General features: G+C 60.8%; 19 protein-coding genes. 16 read left to right on the top strand and 3 right to left on the bottom strand.

Translation table 11 applies throughout. The features are described 5' to 3' along the window. The first annotated feature begins 2 nt into the window (after window positions 1–2). Genes ybaK through SRB521_RS00215 form a run of 4 tightly spaced genes read left to right on the top strand, consistent with a single transcriptional unit; the run spans window position 3 to window position 2,348 of the window. Window positions 3–485 (top strand): Cys-tRNA(Pro) deacylase, encoded by a 483-nt coding sequence (gene ybaK / locus SRB521_RS00230; RefSeq protein WP_033117656.1) that lies wholly within the window; start codon window positions 3–5, stop codon window positions 483–485. A 4-nt stretch (window positions 486–489) separates the two neighbouring features. Continuing rightward, window positions 490–1,287 (top strand): YlmH family RNA-binding protein, encoded by a 798-nt coding sequence (locus SRB521_RS00225; RefSeq protein WP_116721600.1) that lies wholly within the window; start codon window positions 490–492, stop codon window positions 1,285–1,287. A 15-nt stretch (window positions 1,288–1,302) separates the two neighbouring features. Continuing rightward, a complete protein-coding gene (locus tag SRB521_RS00220) occupies window positions 1,303–1,509 on the top strand; it encodes a DUF896 domain-containing protein (protein WP_075704919.1) in 207 nt (68 codons plus the stop codon). Between the two features lie 5 nt (window positions 1,510–1,514). Beyond that, window positions 1,515–2,348 (top strand): MBL fold metallo-hydrolase, encoded by an 834-nt coding sequence (locus tag SRB521_RS00215; protein ID WP_075705628.1) that lies wholly within the window; start codon window positions 1,515–1,517, stop codon window positions 2,346–2,348. A gap of 86 nt (window positions 2,349–2,434) precedes the next feature. Here the strand turns inward: SRB521_RS00215 and SRB521_RS00210 are convergent, their stop codons facing one another. Beyond that, the gene (locus SRB521_RS00210) at window positions 2,435–2,647 is read right to left on the bottom strand and encodes a cold-shock protein (RefSeq protein WP_033117653.1); all 213 of its coding nucleotides are present in this window, start codon (window positions 2,645–2,647) and stop codon (window positions 2,435–2,437) included. 280 nt (window positions 2,648–2,927) lie between these two features. On the opposite strand from SRB521_RS00210, the gene SRB521_RS00205 reads away from it, so the two are divergent. Together SRB521_RS00205 and SRB521_RS00200 are read left to right on the top strand one after the other, a co-directional pair. After that, on the top strand, window positions 2,928–3,281 hold the full coding sequence (locus SRB521_RS00205; RefSeq protein WP_116721601.1) for an LptM family lipoprotein: 354 nt from the start codon (window positions 2,928–2,930) through the stop codon (window positions 3,279–3,281). Window positions 3,282–3,534: 253 nt separating this feature from the next. Continuing rightward, window positions 3,535–3,891, top strand: coding sequence for a hypothetical protein (locus SRB521_RS00200; protein ID WP_116721602.1), 357 nt, complete (start codon window positions 3,535–3,537; stop codon window positions 3,889–3,891). Between the two features lie 291 nt (window positions 3,892–4,182). Here the strand turns inward: SRB521_RS00200 and SRB521_RS00195 are convergent, their stop codons facing one another. Together SRB521_RS00195 and SRB521_RS00190 are read right to left on the bottom strand one after the other, a co-directional pair. After that, window positions 4,183–4,470, bottom strand: coding sequence for a DUF1294 domain-containing protein (locus tag SRB521_RS00195; RefSeq protein WP_075704918.1), 288 nt, complete (start codon window positions 4,468–4,470; stop codon window positions 4,183–4,185). A 6-nt stretch (window positions 4,471–4,476) separates the two neighbouring features. Next, on the bottom strand, window positions 4,477–5,115 hold the full coding sequence (locus SRB521_RS00190; RefSeq protein WP_075704917.1) for a hypothetical protein: 639 nt from the start codon (window positions 5,113–5,115) through the stop codon (window positions 4,477–4,479). Between the two features lie 251 nt (window positions 5,116–5,366). Here SRB521_RS00190 and SRB521_RS00185 point away from each other — a divergent pair, with 251 nt between their 5' ends. The 10 genes from SRB521_RS00185 to SRB521_RS00140 all read left to right on the top strand — a co-directional run bounded on the left by SRB521_RS00185 (window position 5,367) and on the right by SRB521_RS00140 (window position 12,564). Then, on the top strand, window positions 5,367–6,584 hold the full coding sequence (locus tag SRB521_RS00185) for an AfsR/SARP family transcriptional regulator (RefSeq protein ID WP_058116710.1): 1,218 nt from the start codon (window positions 5,367–5,369) through the stop codon (window positions 6,582–6,584). Window positions 6,585–6,588: 4 nt separating this feature from the next. Next, the gene (locus tag SRB521_RS00180; protein WP_075704915.1) at window positions 6,589–7,332 is read left to right on the top strand and encodes a sortase; all 744 of its coding nucleotides are present in this window, start codon (window positions 6,589–6,591) and stop codon (window positions 7,330–7,332) included. Beyond that, entirely contained in the window at window positions 7,329–8,258 is a 930-nt protein-coding gene (locus SRB521_RS00175; protein ID WP_242976507.1) for a transglutaminase-like domain-containing protein, read from the top strand. Before SRB521_RS00180 ends, SRB521_RS00175 begins: the two co-directional genes overlap by 4 nt. 69 nt (window positions 8,259–8,327) lie before the next feature. Further along, window positions 8,328–9,368: a type II secretion system F family protein gene (locus SRB521_RS00170; RefSeq protein ID WP_075704914.1), complete on the top strand. Its 1,041-nt coding sequence runs from the start codon at window positions 8,328–8,330 to the stop codon at window positions 9,366–9,368. A 4-nt stretch (window positions 9,369–9,372) separates the two neighbouring features. Continuing rightward, the gene (locus tag SRB521_RS00165) at window positions 9,373–9,681 is read left to right on the top strand and encodes a hypothetical protein (RefSeq protein WP_075704913.1); all 309 of its coding nucleotides are present in this window, start codon (window positions 9,373–9,375) and stop codon (window positions 9,679–9,681) included. Window positions 9,682–9,751: 70 nt separating this feature from the next. Further along, complete coding sequence (locus SRB521_RS00160) at window positions 9,752–10,246, top strand: DUF4860 domain-containing protein (protein ID WP_058116706.1); 495 nt, start codon at window positions 9,752–9,754, stop codon at window positions 10,244–10,246. Continuing rightward, entirely contained in the window at window positions 10,243–10,635 is a 393-nt protein-coding gene (locus SRB521_RS00155; protein WP_058116705.1) for a type IV pilus modification PilV family protein, read from the top strand. Before SRB521_RS00160 ends, SRB521_RS00155 begins: the two co-directional genes overlap by 4 nt. Beyond that, a complete protein-coding gene (locus tag SRB521_RS00150) occupies window positions 10,632–11,027 on the top strand; it encodes a hypothetical protein (RefSeq protein WP_033117645.1) in 396 nt (131 codons plus the stop codon). Before SRB521_RS00155 ends, SRB521_RS00150 begins: the two co-directional genes overlap by 4 nt. A gap of 14 nt (window positions 11,028–11,041) precedes the next feature. Beyond that, the gene (locus tag SRB521_RS00145; protein ID WP_033117644.1) at window positions 11,042–12,100 is read left to right on the top strand and encodes a type IV pilus twitching motility protein PilT; all 1,059 of its coding nucleotides are present in this window, start codon (window positions 11,042–11,044) and stop codon (window positions 12,098–12,100) included. Window positions 12,101–12,132: 32 nt separating this feature from the next. After that, complete coding sequence (locus tag SRB521_RS00140; protein WP_058116704.1) at window positions 12,133–12,564, top strand: hypothetical protein; 432 nt, start codon at window positions 12,133–12,135, stop codon at window positions 12,562–12,564. Window positions 12,565–12,583: the final 19 nt, after the last annotated feature.

The raw sequence follows: 12,583 nt of genomic DNA, 5'->3' as shown, positions 1-12,583 counted from the left end.
CCATGTCGGAAGAAAAAACCAACGTCATGCGCCTTTTGGAGCAGAAAAAAGTCCCTTATACGCCCCACCAGTACCCTCACCAGGAGGGTATGGCGGTGGACGGGGCCACAGTGGCCGCCGTGCTGGGGCGCGATCCCGCCTCCGTGTTCAAAACTCTGGTGACCCGGGGTGCCACAAAGGCAAACTATGTCTTTGTGGTGCCGGTGCTGGCCGAGCTGGACCTGAAAAAGGCGGCCAGGGCAGTGGGAGAAAAGTCCATTGAGATGATCCATGTCAAGGAACTCACCCCCCTCACCGGCTATGTGCGGGGCGGCTGTTCCCCCATCGGGATGAAAAAGCGGTTCAAAACCGTGCTGGACCAGAGCGCCGCCGACCAGGCCGCCATCCTGGTCAGCGCGGGCAAAATCGGCTGTCAGGTGGAGCTTGCCCCGGGGGATCTGGCCGGCCTGGTGGGCGCCGGCTTTGCCGATATTATAAAGGAATGACACCATGAACAAGACCGAACTGCTGGGAAAGCTCTCCGCAGACCCCGAGGAGCGCCTTCTCCTTGCCAGGGCGCTGGACAAGCTGGAGCTGTGCCGCACCCGAAACATCCCCGCTCACACGCAGTTTCTCTCCCTGGCAGAGCAGGCCGCGGCGGAGCGGCTCATCGCCGCTTCCGGCCACCCGGCACACCTCTTCTGGGGCGGCTTCGGGGACGCGGAGCGAAAGCTGTGCGTCTTTCTCCCGGATTGGATGTCTCCCGAGGACTGGCGGCTGGATACGGACTGTCCCCTCTCCGCGGTGCGCATCGCCTGCCCGCCGGGCTGCGGCCTCACCCACCGGGACTATCTGGGCTCCATTCTGGGCCTGGGTATCACCCGGGAAAAGGTGGGGGATCTGCTGGTGGGGGAGGAGGGCTGTCAGGCCGTTCTGCTCCGGGAGCTGGAGCACGTGCTCCTCTCCCAGCTGGATCAGGTGGGGCGGCAGCGGGTCAGGGTCTCTCCCATGGCCCCGGCGGATCTCACGCCGCCGGTCAGGCAGGTCAAACAGATCCGGGATACCGTGGCCACTCTGCGCCTGGACGCGGTGGCCGCCTCCGGCTTTTCCATGAGCCGCTCCAAAATGGCCGATCTCATCTCATCAAAAAAGCTGATGCTCAACGGGAGGGAGTGCGACAAGCCGGACCGTCCTGTGGGGGAGGGAGATGTACTCGTCTGCCGGGGGCTGGGCAAATGCGTGCTCAGCACGGTATCCGGCCCCTCCAAGAAGGGGCGGACCATGATCCTGATCGAACGGTATATTTGAGAAGGAGGGAACCCTATGGAACAGCACAAGATCGACCGTATCAACGAGCTCTCCCGACTCTCCCGGGAGCGGGCTCTCACCGCCGGGGAGGCTGCGGAGCGGGAAGCGCTGCGGGGCGAATACCGCGCCTCGATCCGCCAGAGCCTCCAGGCTCATCTGGACAACACCTACCTCGTCAATGAGCAGGGGGAGAAACAAAAACTCAGGAAGAAGGGGGAGTGAGCGCCGTGCGGGTAACGGTCCTGATGGAGAACACCGCCCCGGAGGGGCTCCTCTGTGAGCACGGTCTCTCCCTCGTGATTGAGCACGAGGGACACAGCATCCTGCTGGACGCCGGCTCTTCCGCCGCCCTGCTGGACAACGCCGCCCGGTTGGGCGTCGATCTGTCCCGTGTGGACGCCGCCGTCCTCTCCCACGGGCACTACGACCACTCCGGCGGCTTCTGCGCCTTTTTCCAGCGCAACCCCTCCGCGCCCCTCTATCTGCGGGAGGAGGCCGCGCAGCCCAGCTATGTCCTGCGGGGCGACGCCAGAAAATATCTGGGCGTGCCCCAGGAGCTCCTCTCCCACGGAGCGCGGCTTCACTATGTCACGGCGCGCACCGAGCTTTTTCCCGGCGTCTGGCTCCTGCCCCACAATACGCCGGGCCTGGAGAGCCGGGGAGAGCGGGTGCATATGTACCGCCAAACCGGGTCCGGGCTGAGCCCTGACGACTTTGCCCACGAGCAGAGTCTGGTCTTCGTCACCACCTCCGGCCTGATCCTTTTCAGCAGCTGTTCCCACGCCGGAGCGGATACGGTGACGGAGGAGGCCATGGCCGCCTTCCCGGGCCTCCCTGTCCGGGCCTTTCTGGGCGGCTTCCATCTGATGGGCGCCTCCGGCGCCGCCTCCCTGGGGGTGCCGCCGGAGGAGGCGGCCGCTTTGGGCCGGCGGCTCCTGGAGCTGGGAATCGGTGAGATCTGGACCGGACACTGTACCGGCACCCCCGCCTTCGAGCTGATGCGCCCCGTGCTGGGGGAGCGGCTCCACGCGCTCTCCACAGGCTCGGTGGTAGAGCTCTGAGGGGCGGCGTTCCCGCCTTTCCGGGGGCAAACAGAAAGAGGGCCGGACCCCGTTGGGGTCCGGCCCTCTTTCTGTTTGCTGCCTTTTCAGCCGGGGATCACGTTCACGGCGCGCAGGCCCCGGTTCCCACGGGGATCAGGCTCCGTGTCAAAGGTGACCTTCTGACCCTCGGCGAGCTGGCGGTAGCCATCCGTCTGAATGGCGGAAAAGTGGACGAACACGTCCTCGCCGCCATCGTCATTGGAGATGAAGCCGAAGCCCTTCTCCGCATTAAACCACTTCACAGTACCCTGATACATAATCGGATACCTCCTAAAAAGAACTTGTTTTGTGAGACAAAAAGGCGCCCTTCCCCAATCCGTATAAACGATTAGGGGAGGGCGCCAATCATTTCATACATCAAAACAGCTTCTCCATCATAACAGTTCATCTGGAGATTGTCAAGGAGAAATCTTTATCGTCCCAATTAACTTAAAATGTTGGCGGTCTAAACTTCGGCACTTTTACCAATCATTGAAACGAGCAGGGAGATATGGTAATATGATAGAAAGATAAATCGGAACTTGTGGAGGTCAAACTATGAAGAAAATAATTTCCTTAATGCTTGCTGTAGTTATGATTGTAACCCTTACTGCTTGCTCAAGCAAAACAAAGGACATAGAGGGAACAATAACAGGTTATGTACAAGTTGAGGAGTACACTAAGCCTTTAGTAGTAATTGAAAGCAACGGAAAAACTTATTATTTGGCACTTGTAGGAAATCCTATAGCCTATAATCACGATGAAGATGCAGGCCTTCTTACAGCAATTCAAAACGGAGAAATAACCGATATCAAGGTTAGTATTGATGAAGCAGAAAAGGGAAAGACGCTTGAAATAGACGGTGAAAAAGTAACTGTTTGGCAGTCTCATCAGATTTACCAAGTGGAGTAACAAATTCCAGTTTATCTGACTATGGAAAAGACTTCGCCTTGAATCGGCGAAGCCTTTTCCATTATTTTGACGAACGATTTTCCAAAGAGCGTAAACCAACACATAAAGTTAAAAGGTCTTATCATTGGTCCCAATTAAGTTAAAATGTTGGTGACGCAAACTCCGGCATTTTTACCAATTCTTGATATGGACAGAGAAGTATGGTAATATGTAAATTAGTCAACAAATCAAAATTTGTAGAGGAGGTATTGCTATGAAAAAGCGATTGTTGATTGTGGTCGGTATTATTCTGGCAGTAGTCTTGGCTTTTGGAATAGGATTTTGGAAAGAAGCTCAAGTAACAAACCAGAAGGCGGAACATATACTTGACCTTTCGCGTATATTGACCCTTGCAGAGAATAGAGGTGCAGATTGGGCCACAGATGAACTAATGATAAATGAAATCGAAACATCTAGTAAGAAGAGTCTGTATAAAAAGTGGGGAAAACCGACCGAAAGCGTGGAAAATGCAAAGGAAGATATATGGATACTGTCGGAACAATTTCGGCTTATTGTTGACTACGATGAACATGAACGGGTCGAGAGCGTGAAAGTAATTCCAAACACATAGGCAAATTCCAGTTTATCGGGCAACAGAAAGGGATTCGCTGACTTACAAGCGGATCCCTTTCTGTTATTTTGACGAACGATTTTCCAAAAGCCTAAAACCTACACATTGAGTTAAAAGGGATTCTTTATCCATCCGGTGACATCCCAGGGACCGGCTCCGCCGCCTGATCCACGAACTCCGGGTGCTCCCGTATGGCTGTGACCTCGATCCTCTGCAAAGCGCGCTCCCCCTACGTCAGTCCGGGCCCAGCCCTAAACGCGAATCTATAGAAATCCGGAAAAATCGGCGGCCCTACCCCAGCGCCAGCCAAACCAGTCCGGCCAGGTCCAGGACCGCCAGAACAGGAAATCCAAATTTGAAATACCAATGCCGCGTCTTGTGGTGGAAGCAGCGCATGCCCAAATACCCGCCCGGCGCGCCGCCCAGCAGGGCAAAGGCCCAGAGGGTGAGCTCCGGGATCCTCCAGGCATCCCGCTTCGCCTTCCACTTATCCACTCCCATGAGGGCGAAATCCACAGCGCTCAGGAAAAGCACCCAGAGCCCCACCACCGCCCAGTGGGCCGCCAACCACGCCCGCATCCCGGCTCAGCCCCCCGCCGGCGCCACGAGTCCGCCGCCCAGCTTGGTGGTCCGGAACCAGAGCCGAAAGTCCACTGTGATCTCCCGCCCGCCGTCCAAAACCGTACACAGAAGGGGACCGTCGCTGTGTTCCTCCAGGCCGATCACCGTCACCCAATGCCAGTCGTCCAGCCCTTCGGCCTCTCCGCTGTGCAGGTTGAGCCAGGCCACCGGAGAGTCCGCCTCCAGCGCGGAGCGCAGGAACGCGGCGCACTGGTCCACGGTGGGCCGGGCCAGCTTGAACCGCGGGATATCCAAAGTCCGTAGGGATATCTGCACGCCCTTCTGCGCGGCAAAGCCGACAAAGCCCTTGGTGAAGAGGTGCAGGGTGTTGACCCCCTTTTTCCCCGGCGTAACATGCGCCCACAGCTCGTCCATCAGGGCCGTCACATCCATCCGCTCCCAGCTCCCGGAGGGATAGAGCGGCCGGCAAGGGGGGCGGGTCTGCGCCAGATAGCTCACCAGCATAGCCGCCGCCGTAGGCGCGCAGCCGGCCTTTCGCTGCCACTCGTCGCCAAACCACTCCTGGTCGGCGCCCCTCCAGGTCCGCTCTCCCTCTGTAATGGTAAGAAGATCCGGATGTATGAGAGAATAGGTCCGCTCCATGTCGGTGCCTCCGTCGTTGTTGTGATGATTTTCCTTATTTTACATCACCAAGGTCGGAATAGCAAGGCTCTCACCCGTTATACAGCAGGTGTGCCCCCCATTTTCCGTTGTAAAAATGACCAAAATTCGTGTTTTCTCCTGTTTCCCCTCATTTCCGAAAAAAAGATGCTTCCATCCGGCCGGTGATTGCGTTATAATTAAATCTGTATCAATATCTGCCGGAAGGGCAGTTGGAAAAGGAGGCCCTGCGCATGAAAAAGTCCGCCGAGCCCTCGGTCTACGCTGGTACCGTGTTGATTTCTCTGCTGGGCGGCTTCTCTCTGGAGATGAATGGCGCGACCCTGACGGATGATATCAATCGCTCCCTGAAGCTGTGGAGCGTCCTGGCCTACCTTGTCCTGCATCGGAACCGTCCTGTGCCCCAGTCGGAATTTATCGAGCTCTTCTGGCCGGAGGACAACAGCTCCAATCCGGTCAATGCGCTCAAGACCCTTCTGTACCGGATCCGCGCCATGCTGGAGCCCCTCTTTGGCCCCGAGATCCAACCCATCCTGGCCCAGCGGGGGGCTTACTCCTGGAACCCTGCGGTGACCTGTGAGCTGGACGCCGACCGGTTCGAGGCCCTCTGCTTTCAGGCCTCCAACGAAGATCTGCCCGACGCCGCACGCATAGAACTCTACCGGCAGGCGGTGGCCCTTTATCAGGGCGATCTGCTGCCCAAGCTAAACCATCAGATGTGGCTGATCCCTCTCTCGGTCCATTATCATACGCTGTACCTAGAGGCCGTGAAGGCCCTGGCCGCCCTACTGGACCGCGCCGAGCTCTTCGACGAGATGCAGCTCGTCTGCCAGCGGGCCAGCAGTCTGGACAATCTGGACGAGGGCCTTCACACCCTGATCGTCCGTTCTCTCCTCCGGCAGGGCAAGGACGCCGCCGCCCTGGATCACTATGAGAAGGCCACCGACCTTCTCTACCGCAATCTGGGAGTGCGTCCCTCGGAGGAGCTGCGCGCGCTCTACACGGAGATCATGGCCACGGAAAAGACCCTTGAGACCGATCTGGGGGCCATTATGGCCGATCTGAAGGAGACCGCCGCCCGGCCCGGCGCCTTTGTCTGTGAATACGGTTTTTTCCGGGAGGCCTACCGGCTGGAGGTCCGCAGGGCCGTCCGCAGCGGCGCCTGCGTCCACCTGTGCCTGATCACCGTCTCCCTGCCGGACGGGAGCGTACCGCCCCTCAAGGTCCTCTCCTCCACCATGGAGCAGCTTCAGGACGTGCTGGTCCGCAGCCTGCGCAGGGGCGACGTGGTTTCCAAATTCAGCGGGGCTCAGTTTGTCGTCATGCTGCCCGCCGCCAACTTTGAGGACAGCAACATGGTCATGGATCGGGTGGTCAACGCATTTTACCAGCAGCATCGGCGTAACTTCCTGAAGCTGACCGTCCGCGTCCGGGAATTGGAGCTGGGCTGAGACTATGAAATTCCGTTCCAAACAGTTTTGGGTGGCCGTCCTGGTCCTATGCGCCGCGGTGTGCCTGATCGCCGCCCTGGCGCTGCTTCTGCCCCGCGGCGGCCAGCCGGTCCAGCCCGCGCCTACGCCCTCGCCCACCGCCGTCCCCCTGCCGGAGCCCGTACCGGAGGGCACGCCGGAACCGGAGCCTACCGCATCCGCCATCCCGGAGGAGGTGGACGGTCTGCCAGTAGGGAAGTGGGTCATCACGGCGGAGCGCAAGGCCTATGTGGAGGACAGCCTGACCCTGTATCTTCCGGCGATCCAAATTACCCGGGCCGTCCACGACGGCACCGACGCTGCCACCCTGAACCGGGGTGTGGGGCTCTATGAGTATGCCCAGCTGCCTGGAGAGGGCAACCGGAACGTCTCCCTGGCGGGCCACCGGAACGGCCTAGACAAAAACGGGAACATCACGGACCACGCCCCTTTTTACTATGTGGATCAGCTGGGGGAAGGAGATTATCTCTACCTCTACGACAGCCAGCACGTTTACCGCTATCTCTATGACGACACCTGGGTGGTGGAGCCCGACGACTGGGGGCCCATCGCCACCACCGGCTATTCCTGCATCACCATCACCTCCTGCACACCCATCGGCATTTCCGACCACCGCATCGTGGTACGGGGCGTGCTGGATGAAATTTTTGACTACACCAGAGACTTTGATTTCATTGCCCATGTTTCAGAGGAGGAAACCCTTTCATGAGACACAGATTTGTACACCGGGCCGGTACCCTGGCCCTGACGCTGCTGATGGTGGCCCTCTCCACCCTGATGGTGGGGGCTTCCGGGGACCGGGCCAAGGCGGAAAAGGCCTCCAGCCTCCCCGAAAAAGAGGCCGTCAAGACCGGCGTCACCATCTATTCCAACGCCAAGGCCAGCATAGACGCCTCCAATCTCTCGGAGGGCTACCTCATCGTAAAATACACCGGCGGCAAGAGCGTACGCATCAAGGTGCAGATCACCAAGTCCGGCGGCACCACCTACACCTATGACCTCAACAATGCCGGGACGACCGAGACCTTTCCGCTTACCGAGGGGGACGGCACCTATGCGGTGAAGGTCTTTGAGAACACCTCGGGCACCAAATACGCCCAGGCCTACTCCACCTCCGTGACCATGACCCTGCGCAACGATTTTCTCCCCTTCCTCTATCCCAACCAGTTTGTAAATTACACCTCCGGCTCTCAGACCGTGTCTATGGCCGCAGAACTGTGCAAGGACAAGAGCGGCGATCTGGACAAGGTGACGGCCGTTTTTGACTACGTGGTGGACCACTTCACTTATGACTATGACAAGGCCGCCACCGTGCAGAGCGGCTACCTCCCCGACGTGGACAAGGTGCTGGAGGCCAAGAAGGGCATCTGCTTTGACTACGCCGCTGTGATGTCGGCCATGCTCCGCAGCCAGAACATCCCCTGCAAGCTGGTGGTGGGCTATGCCGGGGAGATCTATCACGCCTGGATCAACGTGTACATTGAGGGCGTGGGCTGGGTGGACAAGGTGATCTATTTCGACGGGGAGAACTGGACCTTGATGGACCCCACCTTTACCTCCACCGGAAAGCGCAGCAACTCCATTATGAAATATGTCACCGACGAAAGCAACTACAGCCAGAAGTACGCCTATTAAGCAGCCGGGAGACCGGGCGGCGGCAGGCCGCCCGTTTTCCTGTCCCATATGGCAACTGTGAGGTGCGCTATGAACGAACAGAGTTCCAGGACAACCAGATCCCTCACCGCCGACGAGCTCTCCGTCCTGTGCTGGCAGCTCTCCCTGCTCAGCCGGGCGGGCGTCCCCTGGACGGAGTGCGCCGGCCTCCTGCTGGAGGACGGCCAGCCCCCCAGAGTGAAGGCGGCGCTCACCCGGCTGCAGGGGCCGCTCTCGGAAGGGGTCCCCCTCTCCAGCGCCATGGAGGCCGCCGGCACGTTTCCCCCCTATCTGCTCCGGATGGTGGAGATCGGCCAGCTCTCCGGCCGCTTGGACCAGGTGCTCTCCGCCCTCTCGGACTATTACCGGCGGGAATCCGCCACCCTGGACGCCATCCGCCGGGCGGTGACCTATCCCGCCGTCATGGCCACCCTGATCGCCCTAGTGTTCCTGGTGCTGGTCAGCCGGGTCCTGCCCGTCTTTTCCCAGGTATTTTCCCAATTGGGGGCCGGCCTTTCCCCGGTGGCCGCCGCGCTGCTGAGCTCCGGCTCCACCGGTCAGATCATCGCCTATATCCTCTCCGGCCTTCTGCTGGCGGGCGCGGTGGCGCTGCTCCTCTTTTTCCGCGGGGAGCGGGGCGTCCGCCTCTTTTCCCGGGGCGCCACGGTCGAGGCCGTGGCCCGCGGACGCTTTTCCTCCGCCATGGCCCTGATGCTCCAGAGCGGACTGCCCCTGGACGAGGCCATGGAGCGGACCTCCGAGCTGCTGGAGGGCTCCCCTCTGGCCGAACGGTTCCTGGACTGCCGCCGCCGTGTCTCGGAGGGAGCCTCTTTTCCCTGTGCGGTGGAGGACGCAGGCGTACTCACCGGTCTCCAGGCCGGGCTGCTCGCCGCCGGGTTCCGCACCGGCGTGTCTGAGGAGGCCATGGCCGAGCTGGCCCGGCGCTGCCAGGCCGAAGCCGATGAGCGCCTGAGCCGTCTGCTCTCCCGCTTTGAGTATCTTCTGGTCATCGTCCTGTGCGCGGCGGTGGGCCTGGTCCTCCTCTCCGTGATGCTCCCGCTGCTGGGGGTCCTCTCCGCCATTGGAGGCTGAGGCTATGAGACGGTTTTTTACTTGGGCCCTGCCCGTTCTCCTGCTGCTGATCTGTGTCCCCCTGGTCCTGTTCCTGCTCGCCGGGACGCTGGGCGCCCGGGCGGATCAGGAGGCGCTGGCGCTGGCGGAGGAGTCTGTCCGCCGGGCAGCAGTGCAGTGCTATGCTCTGGAGGGCGCTTACCCGCAGGATCTGTCCCATCTGGAAGAGCGTTACGGCGTCTCTGTGGATGGCGACCGCTTCCGTGTGGACTACATCTATATTGCCTCCAACCTGATGCCCGACATTACCATCGTCCCCTTAAGCGGCGTATGAGTCCCGTCCGCCCGCCGGCTCGGGCGCGCATCGCCCCATCCTTCTCCAGAAAGGAGCGCGTGATCTCATTATGAATGGTTCTCACAGCGCCCTGCGCTCCGCCGCCGTTTTTGTCCTGTGCGGCCTTTTTGCGGTGTTGGCCATGGGGCTTGCCCTCCTTTCCAGCGGCGTCTACCGCTCCACCACCGCTGAATCCGACCGGAACTTCACCCGCCGCACCGCTCTGAGCTATCTGGTGAATCAGATCCGTCAGGCGGATGGGACCGGCCGCGTGGCGGTGGGCACCTTCGGCGGTTCCGACGCGCTGGCCCTCACAGAGCATCTGGACGGTACCGACTACGTGACCATCCTCTACTGCCTGGACGGGCAGCTCCGGGAACTCTATACCGAGGCGGGCTCCGGCCTGCTGCCTGAGGACGGCATCCCTGTCCTAGATCTCCAGAGCCTGACCCTTTCCTCTGAGGACGGACTCCTCACCCTTACCGTTACGGCCCCGAACGGGGAGAGGGCCACGGTCTCACTGTCTCCCCGGTGCGGGCTCCGGGAGGAGGTGGGTGCGCTGTGAGGACAACGCCCCGTTCCCGCCTTCTGCTCATTGAACTCATCTGCGACTTTATCATTTTCTCCCTGTGCGCCGTGGTCTGCGTCACACTGCTCTCTCAGGCCCGGATCATGAGCCGGGAGAGCTCCCAGCTCACAGAGGCGGTCTATATCGCCCAGGACGCCGCCGAACGCTATCGCGCCGGACTGCCCGTCTACAGCAGCTATTTTACAGATGGCACGCCGGATACCTCCACCCTTGACCCGTTACTGAAATCCTCGGTACCCGAGTACAGCGTCTCACTTTCCGAGGAGGGCGCTCTGGTGCAGATATCTGTCTTCTCCAGCTTTCCCATGGAAGATCCTGTGCCGCTTTACACCCTGACCGTGCGGAAGGAGGAGGCTGCCTCATGAGAGAAAAAGGTTCCTCCCCCATCGGCGTGGGGGTGCTCACTGTGCTCACGGTGCTGCTGGTGCTGATCCTGGCGGTCTTTTCCGCCCTCACCTATACCTCCGCCCGGGCCGATCTGGCCCTCTCCCGGACCAACGCGGATACGGTTTCAGCCTACTATGCCGCGGACAGCGAGGCCGCGGGACTTCTCGACGCATTCCGCCGGGACACCGACCCGGAGCTGGAGGCTACGCTTCCCATGACCCAGTCCCAATCCCTTTATATCCACCTCCTCCGGGAGGAGGACGGCGCCGTCTCAATCCTGGCCTGGGAAGTCGTTCCCGCCCGGGAGGAGGGAGAGGATCTGGAGGGGGAGCATCTGCCTGTTTTCAACGGCGCCCTGCCGGGCGCGTAGAAGGAGAGTCTGCTATGTCCCTCAACGAAATCCTCCGTGAAGCCGTCCAACGCGAGGCCTCCGACGTGTTGCTGATCGCCGGTCTGCCCGTGTCCTACAAGGTGAACGGCCATATCTGCAGGGAGGGGGAGCGCCTTTTTCCCGAACATACCCGGGTCCTGGTGGAGGAGCTCTATTCTCTGGCCGCGCGCCCCATAGAACGCTTTCTGGAGACCGGAGACGACGACTTTTCCTTCGCCCTCCCCGGCCTCTCCCGCTTCCGGGTCAACGCCCTCCGCCAGCGCGGCTCCCTGGCCCTGGTCATCCGGGTGGTGTCCTTTTCCCTCCCGGACTGGAGGGCGCTGGGCATCCCTGAAAACGTGATGGCCTTCGCCAACTTTCCCCACGGTCTGGTCCTCTTTACCGGTCCGGCGGGAAGCGGCAAGAGCACCACGCTGGCCTGTCTGGTGGACACCATCAACACCACCCGGGAGGCCCATGTCATCACCATCGAGGACCCTCTGGAGTACCTGCATCAGCACAAAAAGAGCGTGGTCACACAGAGGGAGCTCTACACCGATACCCGTTCCTATGAGGCCGCTCTCCGCGCCGCCCTGCGGGAGGCTCCCGACGTCATTCTCCTGGGGGAGATGCGGGATGCCGAGACCATCAAGGCCGCCGTGACCGCCGCCGAGACGGGGCATCTGGTCATCTCCACCCTCCACACCATCGGAGCTGCCAACACGGTGGACCGCATCGTGGACACCTTTCCGCCGGAGCAGCAGCGGCAGATCCGCACACAACTTGCCCTGGCGCTGGAGGGTGTGGTCTCCCAGCAGCTTCTCGCCGCCGAGGGCGGTACGCTGATTCCCGCCTTCGAGGTCATGACTGTGACCCCGGCGGTGCGGAACATGATCCGGGAGTCCAAGGCCTTTCAGTTGGACAGCGTCATCTCCACCTCCGGGGCGCTGGGAATGATCACCATGGACCAGAGCATCCTGGAACTGGTCCGGGGGGGCCGGGTCTCCCGGGACACCGCCCTCCGCCATGCGTCCAACCCGGACTGGCTGGAAAAACGGCTGAGCAGTCTTTGACCGATCGATCGCAAGAGGGGGCACCTTTTCTCATGAAGCTGAACCATCAAAACGGCTTGATCCGCGTATGTGTGGACGACATCGCCGGAAACCGGGTCTCCGGGCGAGTTTACAGCCAGCGCCTGACCTCACCCATGGCATTTCTGGACCTGGGCGGGCTGCTCCTCCAATTGGAGGAGCTGTTGGAGACACAGAACTTTCCCCAGGCTTTCCAGCGTATCCGCACCTTCTCCCCCGACAAGCTCCCCGAGCGCAGCGACGGCGTGCTGCCTGAGGGGGCTATGTCTCCGGAGGAGGTCAGCGCCGCCTCCGGAAAGCGGGCCACCTTCATCCTCCATGTCCTCACCAGGCAGAACGCCACCTGGCAGGGCACAGTGGACTGGCTCTGCGGCGGAGAGCCCGACGCCTTTTCCAGTGATCTGGAATTTCTCAAATTGGTGGAGCGCCGCATCGCCGCGCTGTAAGAACAAAAATACCGGGCCT

It is taken from the genome of Intestinimonas butyriciproducens, from assembly GCF_004154955.1.
Classification (GTDB): domain Bacteria; phylum Bacillota; class Clostridia; order Oscillospirales; family Oscillospiraceae; genus Intestinimonas; species Intestinimonas butyriciproducens.
The sequence above is the reverse complement of the archived record's forward strand: the minus strand, read 5'-3'. Positions and strand labels throughout refer to the sequence as shown.

Coding starts and splice junctions, on each gene's coding strand:
- ybaK (WP_033117656.1), top strand. CDS start 3: ATGTCGGAAGAAAAAACCAACGTCATGCGCCTTTTGGAGCAGAAAAAA.
- SRB521_RS00225 (WP_116721600.1), top strand. CDS start 490: ATGAACAAGACCGAACTGCTGGGAAAGCTCTCCGCAGACCCCGAGGAG.
- SRB521_RS00220 (WP_075704919.1), top strand. CDS start 1,303: ATGGAACAGCACAAGATCGACCGTATCAACGAGCTCTCCCGACTCTCC.
- SRB521_RS00210 (WP_033117653.1), bottom strand. CDS start 2,647: ATGTATCAGGGTACTGTGAAGTGGTTTAATGCGGAGAAGGGCTTCGGC.
- SRB521_RS00205 (WP_116721601.1), top strand. CDS start 2,928: ATGAAGAAAATAATTTCCTTAATGCTTGCTGTAGTTATGATTGTAACC.
- SRB521_RS00200 (WP_116721602.1), top strand. CDS start 3,535: ATGAAAAAGCGATTGTTGATTGTGGTCGGTATTATTCTGGCAGTAGTC.
- SRB521_RS00195 (WP_075704918.1), bottom strand. CDS start 4,470: ATGCGGGCGTGGTTGGCGGCCCACTGGGCGGTGGTGGGGCTCTGGGTG.
- SRB521_RS00190 (WP_075704917.1), bottom strand. CDS start 5,115: ATGGAGCGGACCTATTCTCTCATACATCCGGATCTTCTTACCATTACA.
- SRB521_RS00185 (WP_058116710.1), top strand. CDS start 5,367: ATGAAAAAGTCCGCCGAGCCCTCGGTCTACGCTGGTACCGTGTTGATT.
- SRB521_RS00180 (WP_075704915.1), top strand. CDS start 6,589: ATGAAATTCCGTTCCAAACAGTTTTGGGTGGCCGTCCTGGTCCTATGC.
- SRB521_RS00175 (WP_242976507.1), top strand. CDS start 7,329: ATGAGACACAGATTTGTACACCGGGCCGGTACCCTGGCCCTGACGCTG.
- SRB521_RS00170 (WP_075704914.1), top strand. CDS start 8,328: ATGAACGAACAGAGTTCCAGGACAACCAGATCCCTCACCGCCGACGAG.
- SRB521_RS00165 (WP_075704913.1), top strand. CDS start 9,373: ATGAGACGGTTTTTTACTTGGGCCCTGCCCGTTCTCCTGCTGCTGATC.
- SRB521_RS00160 (WP_058116706.1), top strand. CDS start 9,752: ATGAATGGTTCTCACAGCGCCCTGCGCTCCGCCGCCGTTTTTGTCCTG.
- SRB521_RS00150 (WP_033117645.1), top strand. CDS start 10,632: ATGAGAGAAAAAGGTTCCTCCCCCATCGGCGTGGGGGTGCTCACTGTG.
- SRB521_RS00145 (WP_033117644.1), top strand. CDS start 11,042: ATGTCCCTCAACGAAATCCTCCGTGAAGCCGTCCAACGCGAGGCCTCC.
- SRB521_RS00140 (WP_058116704.1), top strand. CDS start 12,133: ATGAAGCTGAACCATCAAAACGGCTTGATCCGCGTATGTGTGGACGAC.